Here is a 19,054-nt window from a genome sequence, read left to right as displayed (position 1 = left end):
CGGGCGTGCGTTCCGCTCTCCGCTCCCGCTGGAGAAGAGGGGGAAGGGGTGAGCGAGGGCCGGGAGCCCTCCATCGCAGCCCGGAGACCCATATGAACATGCCACTATTTGCTGAACCTGCCGGCACTCAGCCGGCTGGCTCTAAAACGCTCGCTCTGTTTGCCGCCGCGCAGGCGATCGCCGAGCGCCTCTCCCATGGCGGGATCGTCGATCGCCGCCTGCTGGGCGCGTTGCTGCGCCGGCATGTCGGCGGCTCGGACGCGAGCGGCGACTGGACGATGCGCGAGGCCTATGACGCGCTTGAGATCGCCCAAGTCCTGCGTGCCCAAGACCCGCAGAGCGGCCTCGTCCAATGGGACGATCCGGCGGCTGCCTTCGCCGCCCGGGAGGAATTGAGCGCTCTTCTTCCCACGCAGCATTATCGCAGCGAGCGCCAGATCGCGCTTCAGCAATTCTCGACGCCGCTCGGGCTTGCCTGGGCGGTCGCCTGCGCGGCCGATATCCATGCCCGCGACCTCATCCTCGAGCCCTCGGCAGGCACCGGCATGCTCGCCGTGCATGCCCTCGCGCGGGGCGCTGAGCTGCTCCTCAATGAACGCGATCCCGACCGGGCGGCGCTGCTCACCCTGGCCCTGGGCCAGCCGGTCAGTTGCCATGATGCCGAGTTTATCGACGATCTAATCAAGGACAGGCGACGGCCAAGCCTCGTCCTCATCAACCCGCCCTTCTCCCGATCGGAAAGCCGTGGAATCGACCGGCACGCGGGCGCACGTCATCTTGAAAGCGCCCTGCACCGTCTCGGCCATGAGGGCCGTTGCGTCGCGATCATGCCCCCCAGCTTCGCCCGGGACGAGAGTGGCGCGCATGGCTATGAGATGGTCGCCCGCACCGTGTTGCCACGATGGGAACTCGCAATCGCGGGGAAGCCCTATGCCAAGCACGGGACTTCGGTCTCGGTGCGGATCCTGGTCTACGACAAGGGATGGGGCGGCCCAACGACGCGCCATGCCGCGACGGGGCTGGCCGAGATGTCCGCACTGCTTGAGACCGTCCCGCCGCGTCTCGATGGAAGTCCTTCGCTGCCGCCCGAGCCTGCTGTCGCTCCCGCCGCAGTCAATCCTGCGCGCATGCCCGAACGCAAGCGTCTTCGCCTCTTCCCGGGTCTCGCTGGTGCCAGGCCCGCAGCGCCATTGCCCGCCGTGGCGGCTACGACGGACGAGCCGGCGCTGCTCTGCTATGAGACTTTGGCCGAGCCGCCCGCTGCTGGCGACGCCATCGGCATCTATGTGCCCTGGCGCCTATCACGCATGCGCTTCGAGCCCGCGCGGCCCCATCCCGACTGCCTCGTCGAGTCGATGGCGATGGCCTCGATCCTGCCGCCCGTCCCGGCCTACCGCCCGATGCTGCCCGACCGCACAGTCGCGACCCTGTCCGATGCCCAGCTCGAGACGGTCGTTTTCGCAGGCCAGGCGTTCGACCGGGATTTGCCGGGGCGTTTTCGCCCCAACGATGCCGCGACGCTGCTCCATCCGGACAGCGAGGGCGCGGTCTACCGGGCTGGCTTCATGGTCGGCGACGGCACAGGCGTCGGAAAGGGACGCCAGATCGCCGCCTGCATCATGGATCAGTGGAGCCGCGGTCAGCACAAAGCGGTGTGGATCTCCAAAAGCGCCAGTCTGCTGGAGGACGCGCGCCGCGACTGGGCCGCGATCGGCGGCCTCGGCATCGATGTCCAGCCGCTCGACACAGTGCCGCTCGGCAAGCCCATCGCCATGGACAGCGCGATCCTGTTCCTGACCTTCGCGACGCTCCGCTCGCAGCGCGACGACAGCCAGTCGCGCCTGCAGCAGATCCTCGCCTGGCTCGGGGCCGATTTCGACGGGCTCATCGTCTTCGACGAGGCGCATGAGATGGCGAACGCGGCGGGAACGACTACCAAGTTCGGCGGCCAGAAGGGATCCGAGCAGGGTCTTGCCGGCGTGCGGCTCCAGAACCTGCTTCCCCGCGCCCGCATTCTCTACAACAGCGCGACTGGCGCCACCGATCCTGCCAATCTCTGCTATGCGGCCAGGCTCGGCCTATGGGGCAGCGCCGCCTTCGAGACGCGCGAGGCGTTCATGGCGGCGATCGGCGACGGCGGCATCGCGGCGATGGAAATCGTGGCGCGGGACCTCAAAGCCATGGGCTTCTACACCGCCCGCGCGCTCACCTTCCAGGGTGTCGATTATGAGCCGCTCGAACATGTGCTCGCTCCCGAGCAAATCGAGACCTACGACGCCTATGCCGACGCCTGGGCGCTCATTCACCGCGATCTCGACAAGGCGCTTGCCGCTACCGCCATCGTCGATGGCATGACGGGCAAGTCGCTCAACGCCCAGGCCAAGGGCGCTGCGCTCTCGCGCTTCGAAAGCGCCAAGCAGCGCTTCTTCGCCCAGCTTCTGATCTCCATGAAGCTGCCCACGGTGATCCAGGCGATCGAGGCCGACATCGCGCAGGGGCGGCATCCCGTGGTGCAGCTGGTCACGACCAGCGAGGCGATGCTCGATCGTCATCTGGCGGGGCTGTCGGCGCAGGACCGCGCGGACCTCGACATCGAACTCAGCCCGCGCGAGCTCATGATCCAATATCTGACCGCTGCCTTCCCGACCCGGCAGATGCGGATCTTCAAGGATCCGGGCGGTGACCTGCGCTCCGAGCCGATGCAGGACGAGGCCGGCAATGCCGTCCACTGCGCCAAGGCCGTGCGTGCCCGCGACGACCTTGTCGAACAGCTCTGCGCCATGCCGCCGATTCCGAGCGCGCTAGACGCCCTCGTCGCCCATTTCGGCGCCGACCGGCTAGCGGAGGTCACCGGGCGGACGCGGCGCATCGTGATCGATGGCGCCGGCCGGCAACGGCTCGATCGACGCACGGCGCGGAGCAATATCGCCGAAGCCCAGGCCTTCATGGATGGGGCCAAGAGCGTCCTCATCTTCTCGGATGCGGGCGGCACCGGACGAAGCTATCATGCCGACCGCGGCTGCGCGTCGGCGGACCGTCGGCGCGTCCATTATCTGCTAGAACCCGGCTGGCGCGCTGCTGCGGCGATCCAGGGCCTGGGTCGAACCAACCGCACCAACCAAATGACCGCCCCCATCTTCCGGCCGGTCACGACCGATTGCCGGGGAGAGCGCCGCTTCATCAGCACGATCGCCCGCCGGCTCGATAGCCTGGGCGCCCTCACTCGCGGCCAGCGGCAGACGGGCGGGCAGAATCTCTTCGATCCGATGGACAATCTGGAGAGCGATCACGCCCGCGACGCGCTGCAGCAATGGTATTTGCTGCTCTATCGCGGCAAACTCAAGAGCGTGACCCTGGGACGGTTCGTCGAGATGACCGGGCTCAAGCTCGTCAGCGACGATGGCGGCGCGCTGCTCGATGATCTCCCGCCGATCCAGCGCTGGCTCAACCGCCTGCTGGCGCTGCGGATCGCCATGCAAAATGCCATATTCGAGGAATATATGGCGCTCATCCAGGCCCGGATCGACGCGGCGCGCGAGCGCGGCACGCTTGATGTCGGCGTCGAGACTATCCTGGTCGAGCAGATCGTTCCCGTCGACCAGCAACGCCTGCGCCGGGATCCCGACACGGGCGCGGAAACCTGGCTCCAGCGTCTGGAGCTGCACCGGCGACGGCGGCCGGCTGATCTTGGCAATCTGCTCGAGCAGTGGGGCAGTTCGCGCCGTATCGCCTTCCTGCGCAATGCCCGTTCGGGCCGGGTGGCGCTTCGACTCCCGTCATGGTCCATTCTCGACAATGACGGCGAAGAGATCGAGGTCTGGGAGCTCGCGCGCCCATCAGGTTCGGAGCGCATGCGGGCCTCGCGCCTGTCCGAAAGCGCATGGGAGCCCGTCGCCCAAGAGGCGTTTTGGGACGCCTGGACCGCCGAGGCGAAAGAGATTGCCGAGCGGATCGACGTCGAAACCATCAGCATCGCGACTGGGCTTCTTCTTCCCGTGTGGAATCGCCTTCCGCAAGACGATCTGCGGGTCTGGCGCATCGCGGACGGCCAAGGGCAGTCGGTGCTCGGCCGCATCATCTCGCCCGCTGGCCTTGCAAAAATCGCAAACGGCTTTGGCGTCGACATGAAGGTGGCGCTCTCGCCCGCGGAGCTCGTCCTTGCCGCCCGCGGCGCGGACGGCGTCGCCATACCGGCCATGGAAGGGGCGAGGTTGCACCGCGTTCACGTCAACGACGAGGCCCGGCTCGAGATCAAGAGCTTTCCCGTGCCCAAGCTGGCGCGGCTCAAGGCTTTGGGCTGCTTCACCGAGATCATCCGGTTTCGCACGCGCCTCTTCGTGCCGACGAACAGGGCGGCCGAGATATTGGGAGCGATCGAGAAAGCCCTTTCCGACGGGAGCGGACTGGCAGCGTGATGCGCCGTGCCGTCAGGAATCCGGTTCGGCGCAGTCCCACTGTGTCGCTGTCTCTCTTGAGGGTTCTCCGGCTTCACGGCCCTGGAAGACCGTCGGCATTCGGCGACAGGAGGGGTGGGGGAAGGGGGGCGTGAGGTCGCCGGCCGCCGATCTTGCCCTCTTGGTCCCAAGGAGTGTTTCCGATGAACATGCTCGCACCAGCATCCCGCGCCGCAGCGGGAGGTTTCAAGGTCGATATCAGCCGCGGCCAGAATGTCGGCCGCGTCTCGTCCGAATGGTTCAGTCGGCCCGAGGATGAGCGCTTCCTATCGCTCGAGACGCTGTACGACCATGTCCTTCGGCGCAGGGACGTGGCGAACACGCGCGTTGTCGAGAGCCGGGCCATCCGCGTCGAGGCGCGAACCGACGACATCTCGTCGCTGAGACTGCTGGCGCCGGGAGCCGAGGGACCCGTCGCGCCCACCCACTGGTCCTTTGGCCAGCTCTGCAGCCTGGTCGGCGCGCCGGCGGGCTATCTGCGCGACCTCCCCGCAGCCCTTGCCGGGATCAACCTTCAGCATGGGCTCATCGAACATCGCGCCGAACATGTGAAACTGCTGGAGACCCATGACGGACGCACCGAGCTGCGCGCCGTCACCGGTCCCGATTATGGTCGCATCTGGGATTGCGAGCTGGTCGACGCGGTCATGCGCTTTGCCGGCAATGGCGTGGGCGACACGCGCTGGAAGGTGCCCGGCATCCTCGACTGGGGCTCAATGATTTACAACCCCTATGTCGAGGTCAGCGCCGAAACGACGACGCTCTATGCGTCGGACCGGGACGTCTTCCTTTTCCTGGTCGACGACACCCATCCGATCGAGGCCGGTCGGCTGCCCAATGGCGATCCGGACCTCTATTTCAGGGGCTTCTATTGCTGGAACAGCGAGGTGGGTTCGAAGGCGCTCGGCATCGCGACCTTCTATCTGCGTGCGGTCTGCATGAACCGCAACCTCTGGGGCGTCGAGAATTTCGAGGAGATCAATATCCGCCATTCGAAGTTCGCGGCGAACAGGTTCGCCGCCCAAGCCGCGCCGGCGCTCACGCATTTCGCAGACTCCTCTCCACAAGATTTCGTGCGGGGCATTTCCGCGGCTAAGGACCGGATCGTGGCGCGCAAGGACGAGGACCGGGAGGACTTCCTGCGACGTCAGGGCTTTTCGAAGGCCGATACGAGCAGGATCATCGCCACTGTCCTTGCCGAGGAAGGGCACCCGCCCGCTTCCATCTATGACTTTGTGCAGGGCGTCACCGCGCTCGCGCGGAGCCGCCCCAATCAGGACGCCCGCCTCGAGCTTGAAGGCAAAGCCAGGCGCCTTCTCCAGAAGTCCGGCTGATCAGAACGAGCGTCGGCCCCAGGCCGGCGCCGCTTCCCTTTAGAATAAGGAACTGAACGATGACCGATCAACTGCATCCGAAGCCGCGTGGCTACAGCGCCAGTGTCGAATTCCTGAGCGATGGATGGCCTTACGCCCGGGAAGTTTACCAGGTCGAGGCGAGCGATGAATGTGGGGCGGAACGTCTGGCACATATGTGCGCGGAGGACAGCGTCTATTTCGACCTGCGTATTCCCGACCTGGCTACATCCATAGCTGTCGATCCAGCGGATTTTGGCGCTGAAGACGCATGAACTACCCAACGCCGGTGGCCGTAATCTTGACATATCGCGTCACGTGAAGCATAAGGTAGCATCAGGAGACGCAATATGACCAGTCTTGCTCAGTTCCGAGAAGCACCAGCGGACGCAAATCAGGTTCAAACATTTGCGGCAGAAGCGGATCGTGCAAGGCTGACAGGGCCGGCAATAAAGGCCGTTCTGCGCGCCATCGAGGCCTGGGATGGCAGTAATGCGGAGGGCGCAGCGCTTCTAGGCGTGTCGGAGAGCACCTGGGATCGCATGAAGGCGGGTCGCTGGGAGGGCATCCTCAGTCAAGATCAGCTGACGCGGGCGTCGGCGCTTATCGGCCTCTTCAAGGGTCTGCATCTCCTGTTCGCCGACAGCATGGCGGACCGATGGCCCAAGCTTCCCAATCGCGGCCCTGTTTTCGACCGGTTGACCCCTGTTCAGGCGATGATCGCAGGCGGCATACCGCGCATGCTGGAAACCCGGCTTTATGTAGACGCTCTGCGTGGCGGTCTCTGAGGAAGGCGCGCTTGATGGCGTGCCACTGGTTCGGGAGGCCTTTCCGCGCACGGTACGCCTCGTCTCGAGCGCACGATTGCGAACCGCGGTCATGGCCTCGCTTGCCGACAGCGACGACGAGCTCGACGCCCTAGCCGAAATCGAGGGCGCGACGAGCAGCCGCCGGATTGCGCAGGAGCGAGGGACCGCCGCTTTGAGCGCGGCGGAACTCGTGCACGGTGTTCCGCACGCTCGGTTCATCAATGCAAGCTTCGCCTATGCCAAGCCGCGCGAGCCCAACCGCTTCAACCCGGCCGACCGGGGTGCCTGGTATGCGGCGATGGCGGTCGAGACCTGCATTGCCGAGGTCGGTCACCACCTTACCAAAGCTCTTGCCGATGCCGGAGACTTCAACGCCGTGGTCGAATATGGGGAGATGCTGGCAAGCATGTCGGGTGTTTTCGTCGACCTGCGCGGCATGCCAAATCATCCTGGACTCGATCCCGACCCTGCCATCGGTTATCCTGCAGGAAACGCTCTTGCCGCGGGCGCGCGCGTCATGGGTTATAACGGCATCATCTATCCTTCTGTGCGTCACATCGGCGGGCTTTGCGTCGCGGCGTTATGGCCCAATGTCGTCCAGTCTGTGGTTCAGGGCGAGCTTCATCGGCTGATCTGGAGTGGCACAGCGGAATTTGTAGCAGAGCGCATCACCTAAGCGATGCGAAGCCACGCGGGTCACGGCCGTCATGCAATTGTTTTCAAGCGCCCGATGATGCCGAGAAGGCTGATCAAGTTGGCCGACACATGCCGGCCCTGGATACTGGAGTCTTGGTCCAGAACGCCTTCCACGCTGCCTTCAGGAGGCCGATCGCGCGCTCGACATCTGCCTGGAGATGCGCAGGCACTTCATGGGTGATCTCCAGGCCTTCGAGCGGGGAGAGTGGTTGGACCAGCGCTTCAGCCAGTGTCGCCACGACGCGCCAATCCTCCGGCGCGATTGCAAGAGCCGCCTGCGCATGAGCCAGGTGGCGGTCGGCATCGCCGATCCCGCCCGACCGCAGCGCCAGGTGCAGCTGAATGTCGAGCGATTCGAGAAGTGCGGGCGGCAGCGCCGCTTGGATTTCGGCCATGGGCCGATCGAGCGGCATCGTGTCGATCCAGATGCCCGCATTGCGGGCGGATGTCCGGTCGTCCTGGAAGGCGGCGCTGGCTATCGGTTCTGCCTCCTCGCGCTTTCCCTCCAAGAGGAGCGCCATGGCCTTGGTCGCCCGGGGCGTTCGGAAAATCCGGGTGCGCCTCGAAGGCCGCATGGAACAACGGGATCGCGCGGTCTTGCTCGTCCAACGCATAATAAGCGTTACCAAGGCTTGCGAGCAGACGATAGCGCGCAAGCGGGCTGGCCGTCGCTTCCTGCTCCGCCTGTATCCGTTCGAGCGCCCGGATGGCGGCGCGCGGCGATCCGTCGCTGATGAGCTTGCCGATCTCCGCGACCTGCGCGGCCAGGGGATCGTCAGCGCCGGTCGGATCGCGCGATTCCGTGAGTATCCGCGTGGCGCTCCATATCAGCATCTGCATCTGGGCGAAGCCCGCGGCATTCTGCTCAGCGCCGTCGGCGATCTGGCCGATCACATCGACGGGCGCGAGATCCCGATAATATTTGAGCAGGACATCAGGATCGTCGGCGACGAAGCTGCGTAACGTCGTCCAGCCCGTGACGCGCACTTCGAACAAGCCGAGCCGGTGATGCTCAAGGCTGATCTGCCGCGCGATCCCCTGGATCGCCTGATCGTTTGGCGCGGTGGTCGCAAGGATGAAGACGTCGAGCGGCGGCTGGAATGTCCGCGCCTTTGCGACCTCGTCCCGCGACTCGGTCTCGCTGACCGCCGCGCGCAGGTCGCCATCCTTCCCCTTGCACTGGACGCCAGTATATTCTCCTCGACCCGGTCGGTACCGAAGATATCGACGCCCGCCTGCGGCTGTCCCTGGCGGCCATGCAGCTCTGCGTCGGTCGTCCTCCACAGCCTCCGTTAGATATCGAACGCCAGATTCTCAAATTCCTGCCAATTCCTGGGCGCTGGCAATTCTCGCGATATGACGGACATTGGCCAGCTTATATGTTCCCGCTTTGATCTGGAAGTGCGGATTGCCATTGCTTGCAGTCAATGTGTCGAAGGCATCTGGCACCAGGGCAAAGCGCTGGGGTTGGGGAAGACAGAAATTGGGCGGCGGCTGCCCGCTGGCGCGGGCACCACGGCTCTATCTCCGCTGCGCTCCGACCGAGCTCCGGCTGCGCCGGATCTGGGCCTTGACGGGTAACGATCCGCTGCCGGAGGACGGCGCGGGCATGGGATAGCGCGATCTGTTGGTTGCAGCTGGTAGGTGTGACGCGGGCATGGTGGGTGGAGTCGCCTTCCCGTCCGGTGCGCAGGGGCCTTTGCTGGTGGTGCGATGCTCTGATCTTAGGCCAGGTCGCGCGCGCGCCGAGCGCCGCGTAGCAGAGGAGAGAGGGACCTTTGGGGGTGTCCACTTGGAATGGTCCAAAGCGATATTCGTCAAAGGAAAGTCTTATGAACATCGGTGAATTCAAGCAAGTCAACGGCCGTCTGCTGGGCTGGATCGCAACCCGCAATATGGATCTGCCGCGGCTCGGCCTGCGCAAGGTCGAGAGCAGCAATGAACGGGCTCCCGTCTTCGAGATCCTCGCGCTCAATGTCGGCAATCGCTGGGTGCAGGTCGGTGCGCTCTGGGAAGCTTTCGCCAAGAACACCACCGGCGAAGCCTTTCTCCAGGGGTCGATCGACGATCCGAGCCTGCCCGAGCCGCTGCCCATCGCCCTGTTCGGCGATGATAGCCAAGGCTTCCGCGTCGCCTGGCGGCGTCAGCAGCCGCGCGACATGTTCGCGCCGGTGAGCCGCGGCGACTCGCGAACCGAGACCATGGGCAACGAAGGCGGCTTCGGCGACAGCACCGCGGGTGCCGATGGCGCGCTGGTGGGCGCGGGCGGGCAGTTCGAGGACGAGTTCCCCGACTGACGCGCTGAGCCGTCACTGAACCGGGCCCGGGGGAAGCACATTATTCCTCCGGGCTTTTTGCTTCCGATCGAAGGAACCCAGGGCCATGACCCGAACCCTTTCCCAAAGTGTTCACCGCTTTGCCGACTTGAGCCAACTCTATGCCGAGATGACCGCCACCCCGGAATTTCAGGCCGTGTTCGGCGAGCCCCCGGGGCTCACCATCTCCAGCCCTGGCGAGGTGCCCACGGAACTCGACATGCCCGATCCTCTCGCCGTCCAGGCCGATTGCGGTGGCGTGATAGCCTGCCTGTTCGACCTCCTCAACGATACCAGGCTCGAGGCGCTTGGTCCCGAAATCGCCTGGGGATTTGTGAATTCCTTCCATTTCGTCGCAGGAAAGCTTGCCCGGCGAGAGGATGCGCTCGCTCAGGAACTGGGCGAGATGGCGCGCGTGCCCGACGTGAGCGAGGTCTATATGCGCGAACTGGAGGAGAAGCAGCTGCTCTGCCAGAGCATGGCCGAGCAGCGCGAGGCACTGGAGGTCATGTGCGACTTTGCTGCCGACATGTATCGCGCCTTGTCGGGCATGCCCTGGTCGTCAGCGCGCGGGAGCCGGACATCGAACCGCGCGGCATCACAGGTCGACGCCCTCGACTTCCTGCGCGCACGCCAGTTGGCGGCGCGTGAGCGGCACCTGCCGCAGGGACCCATCGTGGTCTTCTCAGGGCCCGCCCAGTGGCACGATACCGACATCCTCTTCGCCAAGCTCGACGAGATCCGGGCCCGCGTGCCGCACATGACATTGGTCACCACGGGCCAGCGGACGGGCGCCGATGCGATCGCCGCCGGATGGGCCAGCCGGCCCGGCATCAAGGTGCCGCTGGTCTCCTTCCGGCTCTACGGATCGGGAGCAAAGAAGGCGTTCGACCGCAATCGCAAGCTGTTGGAGCTTCGACCCGTCGAGGCGGTGCTGTGCGAAGGCTCGGGCATCCAGGCGAACCTTTACCAGGCGCTGCGGCAAGAGGGGGTGCCGATCCATGCGTTTCGCAAGGGCGATCAGGCGCCCGATGTCGGGCTGCGGCATAGCTTGCCGAGAGGGAGGGCGTGATGGCCATTCCCGAGCCTTTCAAGCGTAACTTCGAGACACTGCTGCGCGCTGCAGGCCAGGGCGATCTTGCCCTGCTCGAATGCGCGGACGCCGTGACCGGGAAGCCGCGCTACGTCATCTGCGCGGTCGGGCGCGAGGCGGACGCCTATGTGATGACGCCCTTCGGGCATCTGCACGACGGCAATCCGTTCGAGGCCTATGTCCCGCCTGCCTGAACCGCCGGCAGAGCCGGTTCCGCCGCGCCGGTCTCCCCTGGAGATCGGCACATATCTGGTGCTCAGCACCGCCCATATAACGCTCAAGAGTTCGGAACGCCTCAACAGTTGGGCGGCTTCGCCGCCCGAGTTGCAACCCATCATCATTGCCTCCACCTGTTATGGCTGGTTCATCTCAAGCTTCGAGGTCGAGGGGGAAGCGGCGCAGGCTGTTCCGGTCGAGATCGTGGCGATCCAAAGCTTTGCTCGATCGCTTGGCTGTCAGTATATCCTTCTCGACTGCGACGGAGACGTAGTCGCGGATCTTCCGACATTTAGTTGGTAAGGACGCAATCGGATCGGGTCGGTCTATTCCGTCAGGCGGGCGAGATTGCGCAGGCTAGACGCCATGCCTTTGGCATGATCATTCGGATCGATCCCATGCGGAACGTCATGGGCGCAGACGATGACCTTGGTGCCGTCCCGGTCCTTTTCGAAGGTCGTGATGAGCGTCATGACGCCTCCCAGCATCGGATTGTCGCTGAGGAAGCGGACCTTCTCGACGACCCGTTCCTCGGCGATCAGTTCAGCGAACACGACCTCCACCTCGTCTTCGCCGGGCCTGGTCTTGCCTTGACGCGCGGCATCGTCGCCGCGGTATCGAAGCCGCATGCGATAGCCACCGCCGACCTGTGGCAAAAAGTCCCGTATCTGCGCGTCCATGCCGTCGGGCGCGCGCCAGCCGGTCATGATCTCGGCGTCTAGAAACGCACGATACAAGGTCCTGGCGCTCGCCAGGATGACGCGCGAGGCCCGGTCGATCCGCCGCTCATTCCGCTCTTCACCCAATGCTGATCGATCCCATTTTTGCTTGCCGTTGCCCGCGCCGGGCCTGTGTTCCCGATAAGTCTTGCCTGCACCAGCCAAGCATCCGGGCGCAACGGTAATCCGACCGGATCAGCGTTTCTCCCGATATCGAAACAAGAGAGACAGGGTGGGTGTCTGACGGAAACGCCGTGCCTCCCACTTTGCCCTGCGAGGGGCATCGAGCCCCCGCAGGGCAGCTCTTCCTCTCTCTCAACTCTTCTAAGTGTGGCACGGGACCGCGTCGGCCTCAAGGACGGCGGGGCCCCACCATTTTCTTTGGCGGGTCAGGCGTCCGTGCGTCTTCGAAGCGCGGGCGGCCGCCAAAGAAAATCGTGACCCCCACCGCCGCATCGCGGTCGCTGCGCGATCCTTGACCCCGCCGCTCGGAGCCCGTGCAGGGGAGATAACCTCTTTCAACAAGGAGGTTACCGATGACCGACTATATCGACACGCCCACCCGCTTCACCGACGTTGCCGGCTTCTTCCTCGACGAGACGCGCAGGCCGACCGACAGTTACGCCGTCGCCTTTGCCGAAACCACGGACCAAGTCCGTCTCGCACCGGCCGACGAGGCGTCGGGCGCAGACATGCCCGATCCGTTGCAGGCAGAGCTGGGCGTCGAATTGCTGGTGACGACGCTCTTCGACATGCTGCGGAACAGCCGGCTGGAACCCTTGGCTGAGCGTCTCGCCTGGGGGATCGTCCACAGTTTCCATAAGGTGGCCGATCAACTCGACGGCGAGGCCGACCGGGCGGCGCAGCAGGTGGGCCGCCTTATCCGCGAACAGGACGGGAGCGAGATCGCGGCGCGTGAACTGGAGGAGGCGCAGACGCTATGCCATGGCCTCGACGAGGCGCGCGACGCCGTGGCGTGCATGCGCGATCATGCCGCCGCAATGTTCCATACCGAGACCGGTCGGCCCTGGTCGGCGCCGCGGTCGACGCTGGTGTCGGGCAAGCGCACCGCCTCGGTGGTGGCCGCGACCGACTTCCTTGCCGCCCGCCGGCAGCGACGCATCGAGGCCCAAGCCCCGACGGGACCCGTGGTGCTCTTTTCTGGCGGACAGGAATGGGAGGACCATGCGCAGCTCTGGGCTCAGCTCGACATGGTGCGGGCAAGGATACCAGCGATGGTGCTGGCGACGACAGCGCAGGAAAAGGGATGCGACGCCATCGCCGCATCCTGGGCCGCCTCACGCAAGGTGACGCTGGTGCCCTTCGATCTTGGCAAATGGCGCAAGCTCGGCAAACGGGCCGGGTTCGCGCGCAACGAAGCGTTGATCGGCCTGAAACCGGTCGAAGCAATCATCTGCGAGGGCAACGGGCTACAGTCCCATCTGGCGCGTCTCGTCCGCGACGCCGCCGTGCCGCGGCACTTCTTCGTCAAGGCCGGGCAGAATATCAGGCGCTGAATGGGCAAGCCGGCGAGGGAGCGTCTCCCCCGCCGGCTTTTTCTGTTGAAAGGGAAAAGGTCGCCGGGCTCAGGGAGCCAGCCTATTGGCTGGCCCCGTCGCCCGGCGATGCGGCGCCCTCTGAGGGCGCCGGCCTCTTGCGCGCGGCTCCGCCGTGCTCGTCTCTGGGACGCCGTTCCGGCGCGTCTTTCGATGAAGCAGGGGCGGGCAAATGCGCCTTGAGGGCTGAGATGGCGGGGCTTCCTCCGATCAGGATTGCTTGGGTCACAATCTCGCGAAACTCGCGCTCGGTGAGTTGCTCCACAGCGATATCGGCCGTCAGCGCGCCATAGTGCGCGCGAAGCGCACGGCGCACCGCTTCTGCCTCTTGCGCGAGCTTATGCTGATCGATTTCGAGCTTCGCCAGTCGCTCGCGATCGTTCATCTTGGGCATATATGTCTCCTTTAACAGGAGGCCTGCCCGCCGCTCGATACTATTCCCCATCGGTGCGCCGATCGCAATCCCGATTGAAGGCCAGCTGGCGCCGGCGAAGAACAGGAAAAGCCCTTGCCGGGGAAGGGCCACCCGTGCCCGGGTAAGAGGACGCAGCGCGCAAGGGCGCTGCGAAGCAACGACGCACGCTCCGAAGAGCGTATTTGTAATGCACCGTACGCTTGCAAGCTGCCAATAAATGACGTAAAATCAAGAGGTTGTGAGTTTATCGTTTTGCCTCTCAGGACTAATTTTTGAGTCATTTTCACCGAGTCGTCAAGAGGTGATTCGCTATTTCTCTGCCATTCATTGATGCAAATTCAGCCCGCATTTTGGTTGAAAAGCTCTTCCATCGTGCGAAGCGAAGCCTGCATCTTGGCGAACACATCTCCCACTGCTGATGACCTGAGCAACTCTTGGCGACCACTCATTCGGAGCACGACCTCCAGCACCTGATCCGAGTGCCGCATCAGCGCGACAAGTTTGTCGCCACTCGGGCCGTTGTTCGCTGCCAGCCAGTTTTTGACCGTTCGCTCCTTGGCATTCGCGAGGCGGGCAATCTGCTTCACAGTCGCTGGAAGGTCGCCATATTCGCGACGCAGGGCAGCGGCAATTTCCGATGCAAGATCGCGCTCCGTGGGCGACGCTGGGTGTGGAAGTTTTCGGTCCATTCCTGACAGCGACATGCCGCAGTCCTCCATCGTATCCAGCGCGCGATAGCTCGGATTGATTGCGGATTGGGGTCAGTAAGATGAAACCGGAAGATAGTTCGAAGAAACGATATCGGGCTGCGCAATATGTGCGCATGTCTACCGATCTTCAAAAATACTCGACCGAAAATCAAGCCGAGGTGATCGCGGCATATGCTGCACGGCGAGATATGGATATCGTCCGAACCTATGCCGATGAAGGTCGAAGTGGCCTTAACATCGCGGGGAGAGATTCGCTTCGAAGGATGATCGACGACGTTCGATCCGGAGCCGCCGATTTTGACGTCATCCTCGTCTACGACATCAGCCGCTGGGGCCGGTTTCAGGATGCGGATGAAAGCGCGTACTACGAGTTCATTTGCCGCCAGGGCGGGATTACCGTCCACTATTGCGCGGAGCAATTCGAAAATGACGGCAGCCTTAGCGCTACCCTGATCAAGAGCGTGAAGCGCGTCATGGCAGGCGAATATAGCCGGGAGTTATCAACCAAGGTCTTTGCCGGGCAATGTCGCCTCATCACCCTTGGCTACCGGCAAGGTGGCCCTGCCGGATACGGATTGCGACGGCACCTTGTGGACGAACATGGCGCGTTGAAAGCGCCACTTGAAAAGGGACAGCACAAGAGCTTGCAGACCGATCGTGTGATCTTGATGCCGGGGCCAGAGAACGAACAAGAGACCGTGCGGCGCATCTACCGGATGTTCGTGCTGCAAAGGCGATCAGAACGCGAGATTGCACTGATTCTGAACGAGGAGGGCGTCGCCACTGGTCTGGATCGCGGTTGGACGCGCGGCATTATCCATCAGATACTGACCAACGAAAAATATATCGGGAACAACGTCTACAATCGGGTTTCATTCAAATTGAAGAAGGTTCGGGTCGCCAATCCGCCGGATATGTGGGTACGAGGTGACGGCGCGTTCCAGCCGATTGTCGAGACCGACTTTTTTGAGGCCGCGCAGCATATCATTGCCGAGCGTTCGCGCCGATTTACCGATGAGCAGTTGCTCGCGATGCTTCAGGATTTCCGGGTTCGGAAGGGTGTGCTTTCTGGCTTTGTGATCGATGAGGACGAGGACATGCCATCGTCATCCGCATACCGTTACCGATTTGGAAGTCTGGTGAAGGCTTACTCCCTGATTGGCTACGATTCCGGGCGTGATTATCGATATCTGGAGACCAATCGCACGCTGCGGCTTTTGCATCCTCAGATTGTCGCCGATACCGTGTCCGAGATCGAAAGGGTCGGGGGAGCCGTCGTGATCGACCCGGCGACTGATCTGTTGCGGGTGAACGGCGAATTCACGGTTTCTCTCGTCCTGTCCCGATGCTCTGAGTCCGCCGGTGGCTCACATCGCTGGAAAATCCGTCTCGATACCGGCCTGGAACCGGACATTACCGTTGCCGTGCGGATGGCACCGGGAAATGAGCGACCTCAGGATTATTACCTGCTGCCGTGGATCGATGTCGGTGGCTGCGAGGCGCTCAGGCTCGCGGAGCATAACGGCATCGCTATGGACGCATATCGGGCGGATAATCTTTCACCCCTCTATCACCTGTCCCGACGATTTCAGCTCCGAGATGTCGCATGAGCCAGTCGCCGGAAAAAATCGAGATGATCCCCACTGACAGGATCGACATTCTCAATCCCCGCAAACGGAACAAGCGCATCTTTGACGAGCTGGTCGATAGCATTTCGAAGGTGGGCCTCAAAAAGCCGATAACCGTAACCGCAGCGCCTGAGGGCAGGTTCTCGCTAGTGTGCGGTCAAGGTCGGCTTGAGGCATTCATCGAACTGGAACAGGATCGGATTCCAGCCATCGTGATCGAAGCATCTCAGGAAGATAGCTACATTCTCAGCCTTGTGGAGAATATGGCCCGGCGAAATCATAGCCCGCTTGAACTTATCCGAGAAGTCGGTGCGCTTCGGGACCGTGGATACACCGTCCAGCAAGTGGCTGATAAGATAGGCTTCAGCAACGAATATGTCTCGACAATCTGCACTATGCTGGATCGAGGAGAGGAGCGTCTTCTCAATGCGGTCGAACGCGGAGTAATTCCGCATTCGGTTGCATATGCGATTGTAATGGCCACGGATACAAATACGCAGGGTGCGCTGACGGAGGCCTACGAAAAGGGCCTGGTTTCAATTTCGCAGATAGTGACGATCCGCAGAGTTCTGGATGAGCGTTCGCAGATCGGCAAATCAATGAAGTCGTCCAAGGGTGCCGCTCGTAACGGTCTCAAGCCGACTGCTGCATCTTTGGTGCGCGTCTATCAGAAGGAGGTCCAACGCCAAAAGCTGCTGGTGAAGAAGGCCAGCCTCGCGCAAAGTCGGCTACTGTTCGTGGTCAATGCGCTGAAGAAACTGCTGACGGAGGAACATTTCGTCACCCTCCTTCGCGCGGAATCGATGGGCACAATCCCGCTTCCTTTGGCGGAACGCATCGGCATTTCGGAGGCCTGATAATGACAGAAAAGGTCAAAATCGCTTTCGAATCCCGAGTGATTGAACTGGAATTATCCGACATCCTGCCACTTCGGCAGCTGACGCCTCAGATTGAGGTGTCGAAACGCTTCGGGCGGATCATTGCCTCAATCAATACCGTGGGCCTTGCCGAGCCGCTTGTCGTTGCCAAGCAGAAGCGCGGCGATCCCTACCTGTTGGTAGACGGCCACCTTCGCTATTATGCCCTTCTGAAGCGCGGGGATAAGAAGGTGAAGTGCATTGTCGCAGACGATGATGAGGCGTTCACCTACAATAAGCGCGTGAACCGGCTGGCGACCGTGCAGGAGCACTACATGATTGACCGCGCGGTCAGGCGTGGGGCTTCCGAAGAGAAGATTGCGCGCGCCTTTGGCGTAGATGTCAATGTCGTGCGACGACGGCGAAACCTGTTGACGGGCATCACGGCCGAGGTCGCTAACCTATTTGCGGAGAGGAACATCAGCATCCAGACTTTCGAGGTGCTGAAAAAGATGACCGCACCCCGGCAGTTCGAGGCCGCTGAGCTGATGGTTTCGGTCAACAATTTCTCCCATTCCTATGCCAAGGCGTTGCTGGCGGCGACGAACGAGGACGATCTGACGAAGCCCAATCGCAAGCGGCGCGTCGGAGGTTTGACACCTGAGCAAATGGCACGGATGGAGCGGGAGATGGAGAACCTAAGCCGTGATATGAAGGCGGTAGAAGATGGCCTTGGCGATGATGTTCTGCATCTCGTCGTCGCATCCCGCTATCTTGGCAAATTACTGGCGAATGAGCGCATCACGGCTTATCTCGAACGCCGCCATCCCGAGATCAGCGCTGAGTTCCAGGCTATTATATCGAACACATCTCTGGAGCAGTCGTCCCATTAACGCGGGCCTTGCTGACGCGCTTCAAACGGCCATGGCCTTGCCATCAGTATATTGCACGTGGGCACGAGTGACGTTATATATGACGTCATGTATGTGCTCGATACGAACATCCTTGTCGCTGCGCTCTGGTCACGGTCAGGCGCATCGTATCGGATCATTCAGGGCGCATTGAAAGGCGAACTTCCATACGCTGTATCGGTCGCACTGGTGTTGGAATATGAGGCTGTGCTCAATCGCGCGGCGATGCGCGAGGCGAGTTGGGCATCGAAGGAGGAGTTGGACCAAGTGTTAGATGCCGTCGTCGGACAGGCGCAGCGGATAATGCCGATCAGGACCAAGCTTCGTCCGACGCTGAGCGATCCGGCGGACGATATGGTTCTGGAGTGCGCGGTTCAGGCCGGGGCGGATGCCATCGTCACCATGAACGTGCGCGACTTTCTGCCGGCACGGGAATTATACCGAATAGACGTGATCAAGCCCGGTGAGTTGTTTTTGCGCCTCGAGCGAGGAGAGATGGAATGAGCAATTACCCTTTGCGGTTGCCGGATCATGTCATGGCAGAAGCCAGGCATCTCGCGGAGCTGAACGGCACCTCGCTCAACCAATTCCTGTCATCGCTGATCGCGGAGCGGGTAGGGGAATTAAGGGCAACGGCAGACATTCGGCTTCGTGCCGAGCGCGCTAACCCAGATGCGGCGCTTGCAATCCTGGCGCAGGTGCCAGATCGAACTCCGCTGGCCGGTGACGAGTTGCCCGAGATGCATTGAATGAGTGGCCGCCCCCTAAAAGGGGGCGGTAATGCACTATGCGCACAGGCAATTCACCGTACGCATCAATGCTGCCAATAAATGGCGTAAAATCAATAACTTACAAATGTCTCCCCTGTTGTTCCAGGGCACATTTTGAGCCCTGGGGAGTTATTCGTCAAGTCATTCTTGCCAAATTTTGCCAAACTTCATATACGGCGAGCTATGAGCACGATGAATATATCATTGCCCGAAACACTCAAAGCCTTCGTCGATCAGCAAGTGTCGGGGAGGGGCTTTGGCACTAGCAGCGAGTACGTCCGTGAACTGATCCGAAAGGATCAGGATCGGCAAAATCTACGTCGGCTCTTGTTGGAGGGCGCGGCGACAGCGCCGACAGAAGCCGCTGACGAGGAGTATTTCGCAAAGCTGCGGGACCGCGCGCGATCGCGTGAAGCGGATTGACTGCCAAACCTGTTATCCCCCGCGCGCTCGCGCGGCGGGACATTGAGAACGCAGTCGATTATTATGCGGGCGAGGCTGGCGCAGACGTCGCTGTGAAGTTTGTTGATGCGCTGAGAGATGTCTATCGTAC

Annotated in this window: 20 protein-coding genes; 16 read left to right on the top strand and 4 right to left on the bottom strand. The window is 62.5% G+C overall.

The window, feature by feature from the left end; genetic code table 11:
• Positions 1-92: 92 nt before the first annotated feature.
• The 5 genes from WG907_RS06215 to WG907_RS06195 all read left to right on the top strand — a co-directional run bounded on the left by WG907_RS06215 (position 93) and on the right by WG907_RS06195 (position 7,291).
• Positions 93-4,415, top strand: a complete 4,323-nt coding sequence (locus WG907_RS06215; RefSeq protein WP_340231877.1) for a strawberry notch-like NTP hydrolase domain-containing protein — start codon at positions 93-95, stop codon at positions 4,413-4,415.
• A 182-nt stretch (positions 4,416-4,597) separates the two neighbouring features.
• Positions 4,598-5,788, top strand: a complete 1,191-nt coding sequence (locus WG907_RS06210; RefSeq protein ID WP_340231875.1) for a DUF932 domain-containing protein — start codon at positions 4,598-4,600, stop codon at positions 5,786-5,788.
• A gap of 59 nt (positions 5,789-5,847) precedes the next feature.
• On the top strand, positions 5,848-6,081 hold the full coding sequence (locus WG907_RS06205; protein ID WP_340231874.1) for a hypothetical protein: 234 nt from the start codon (positions 5,848-5,850) through the stop codon (positions 6,079-6,081).
• 75 nt (positions 6,082-6,156) lie between these two features.
• Positions 6,157-6,594, top strand: coding sequence for an antitoxin Xre-like helix-turn-helix domain-containing protein (locus tag WG907_RS06200; protein WP_340231873.1), 438 nt, complete (start codon positions 6,157-6,159; stop codon positions 6,592-6,594).
• Entirely contained in the window at positions 6,581-7,291 is a 711-nt protein-coding gene (locus tag WG907_RS06195) for an RES family NAD+ phosphorylase (protein WP_340231871.1), read from the top strand. Before WG907_RS06200 ends, WG907_RS06195 begins: the two co-directional genes overlap by 14 nt.
• 73 nt (positions 7,292-7,364) lie before the next feature.
• On the opposite strand, the gene WG907_RS06190 is transcribed toward WG907_RS06195, so the two are convergent.
• Positions 7,365-7,832, bottom strand: coding sequence for a hypothetical protein (locus WG907_RS06190; RefSeq protein WP_340231870.1), 468 nt, complete (start codon positions 7,830-7,832; stop codon positions 7,365-7,367).
• On the opposite strand from WG907_RS06190, the gene WG907_RS06185 reads away from it, so the two are divergent.
• The 5 genes from WG907_RS06185 (at position 7,831) to WG907_RS06165 (ending at position 11,238) form a co-directional block, all read left to right on the top strand.
• Positions 7,831-8,274, top strand: coding sequence for a hypothetical protein (locus tag WG907_RS06185; RefSeq protein ID WP_340231869.1), 444 nt, complete (start codon positions 7,831-7,833; stop codon positions 8,272-8,274). The two genes, WG907_RS06190 and WG907_RS06185, sit on opposite strands and share 2 nt — an antisense overlap.
• 869 nt (positions 8,275-9,143) lie before the next feature.
• Positions 9,144-9,608 carry a DUF736 domain-containing protein gene (locus WG907_RS06180; RefSeq protein ID WP_340231868.1) on the top strand — a complete coding sequence of 155 codons (465 nt, stop codon included), beginning with the start codon at positions 9,144-9,146 and terminating at the stop codon, positions 9,606-9,608.
• A gap of 85 nt (positions 9,609-9,693) precedes the next feature.
• A complete protein-coding gene (locus WG907_RS06175) occupies positions 9,694-10,698 on the top strand; it encodes a DUF2493 domain-containing protein (RefSeq protein ID WP_340231867.1) in 1,005 nt (334 codons plus the stop codon).
• Complete coding sequence (locus WG907_RS06170; protein WP_340231866.1) at positions 10,698-10,913, top strand: DUF6117 family protein; 216 nt, start codon at positions 10,698-10,700, stop codon at positions 10,911-10,913. The genes WG907_RS06175 and WG907_RS06170 overlap by 1 nt, the downstream gene beginning before the upstream one ends.
• Positions 10,897-11,238 (top strand): DUF5983 family protein, encoded by a 342-nt coding sequence (locus tag WG907_RS06165; RefSeq protein ID WP_340231865.1) that lies wholly within the window; start codon positions 10,897-10,899, stop codon positions 11,236-11,238. Before WG907_RS06170 ends, WG907_RS06165 begins: the two co-directional genes overlap by 17 nt.
• 23 nt (positions 11,239-11,261) lie before the next feature.
• On the opposite strand, the gene WG907_RS06160 is transcribed toward WG907_RS06165, so the two are convergent.
• Positions 11,262-11,741 (bottom strand): SRPBCC domain-containing protein, encoded by a 480-nt coding sequence (locus WG907_RS06160; RefSeq protein WP_340231864.1) that lies wholly within the window; start codon positions 11,739-11,741, stop codon positions 11,262-11,264.
• A gap of 449 nt (positions 11,742-12,190) precedes the next feature.
• Between WG907_RS06160 and WG907_RS06155 the strand changes: the two genes are divergently transcribed.
• Positions 12,191-13,171: a DUF2493 domain-containing protein gene (locus tag WG907_RS06155; protein WP_340231863.1), complete on the top strand. Its 981-nt coding sequence runs from the start codon at positions 12,191-12,193 to the stop codon at positions 13,169-13,171.
• 82 nt (positions 13,172-13,253) lie between these two features.
• Here WG907_RS06155 and WG907_RS06150 read toward each other — a convergent pair whose 3' ends face one another.
• Both WG907_RS06150 and WG907_RS06145 read right to left on the bottom strand, forming a co-directional pair.
• The gene (locus WG907_RS06150) at positions 13,254-13,604 is read right to left on the bottom strand and encodes a hypothetical protein (protein ID WP_340231862.1); all 351 of its coding nucleotides are present in this window, start codon (positions 13,602-13,604) and stop codon (positions 13,254-13,256) included.
• A gap of 359 nt (positions 13,605-13,963) precedes the next feature.
• Positions 13,964-14,329 (bottom strand): hypothetical protein, encoded by a 366-nt coding sequence (locus WG907_RS06145; RefSeq protein ID WP_340231860.1) that lies wholly within the window; start codon positions 14,327-14,329, stop codon positions 13,964-13,966.
• 65 nt (positions 14,330-14,394) lie between these two features.
• On the opposite strand from WG907_RS06145, the gene WG907_RS06140 reads away from it, so the two are divergent.
• From WG907_RS06140 to WG907_RS06120, 5 genes are read left to right on the top strand one after another with little or no spacing between them, the layout of a single operon-like run.
• Complete coding sequence (locus tag WG907_RS06140; protein WP_340231859.1) at positions 14,395-15,945, top strand: recombinase family protein; 1,551 nt, start codon at positions 14,395-14,397, stop codon at positions 15,943-15,945.
• Positions 15,942-16,820 carry a ParB/RepB/Spo0J family partition protein gene (locus WG907_RS06135; protein ID WP_340231858.1) on the top strand — a complete coding sequence of 293 codons (879 nt, stop codon included), beginning with the start codon at positions 15,942-15,944 and terminating at the stop codon, positions 16,818-16,820. The genes WG907_RS06140 and WG907_RS06135 overlap by 4 nt, the downstream gene beginning before the upstream one ends.
• A gap of 2 nt (positions 16,821-16,822) precedes the next feature.
• On the top strand, positions 16,823-17,713 hold the full coding sequence (locus WG907_RS06130; RefSeq protein ID WP_340231857.1) for a plasmid partitioning protein RepB C-terminal domain-containing protein: 891 nt from the start codon (positions 16,823-16,825) through the stop codon (positions 17,711-17,713).
• A 57-nt stretch (positions 17,714-17,770) separates the two neighbouring features.
• Positions 17,771-18,235 carry a putative toxin-antitoxin system toxin component, PIN family gene (locus tag WG907_RS06125; RefSeq protein WP_340231856.1) on the top strand — a complete coding sequence of 155 codons (465 nt, stop codon included), beginning with the start codon at positions 17,771-17,773 and terminating at the stop codon, positions 18,233-18,235.
• Positions 18,232-18,480, top strand: coding sequence for a pilus assembly protein HicB (locus WG907_RS06120; protein ID WP_340231855.1), 249 nt, complete (start codon positions 18,232-18,234; stop codon positions 18,478-18,480). The genes WG907_RS06125 and WG907_RS06120 overlap by 4 nt, the downstream gene beginning before the upstream one ends.
• Positions 18,481-19,054: the final 574 nt, after the last annotated feature.

It is taken from the genome of Sphingobium fluminis (assembly GCF_037723805.1).
GTDB lineage: Bacteria > Pseudomonadota > Alphaproteobacteria > Sphingomonadales > Sphingomonadaceae > Sphingobium.
Note: the sequence above shows the minus strand (reverse complement) of the source record. Positions and strands in the feature narration are given on the sequence as shown.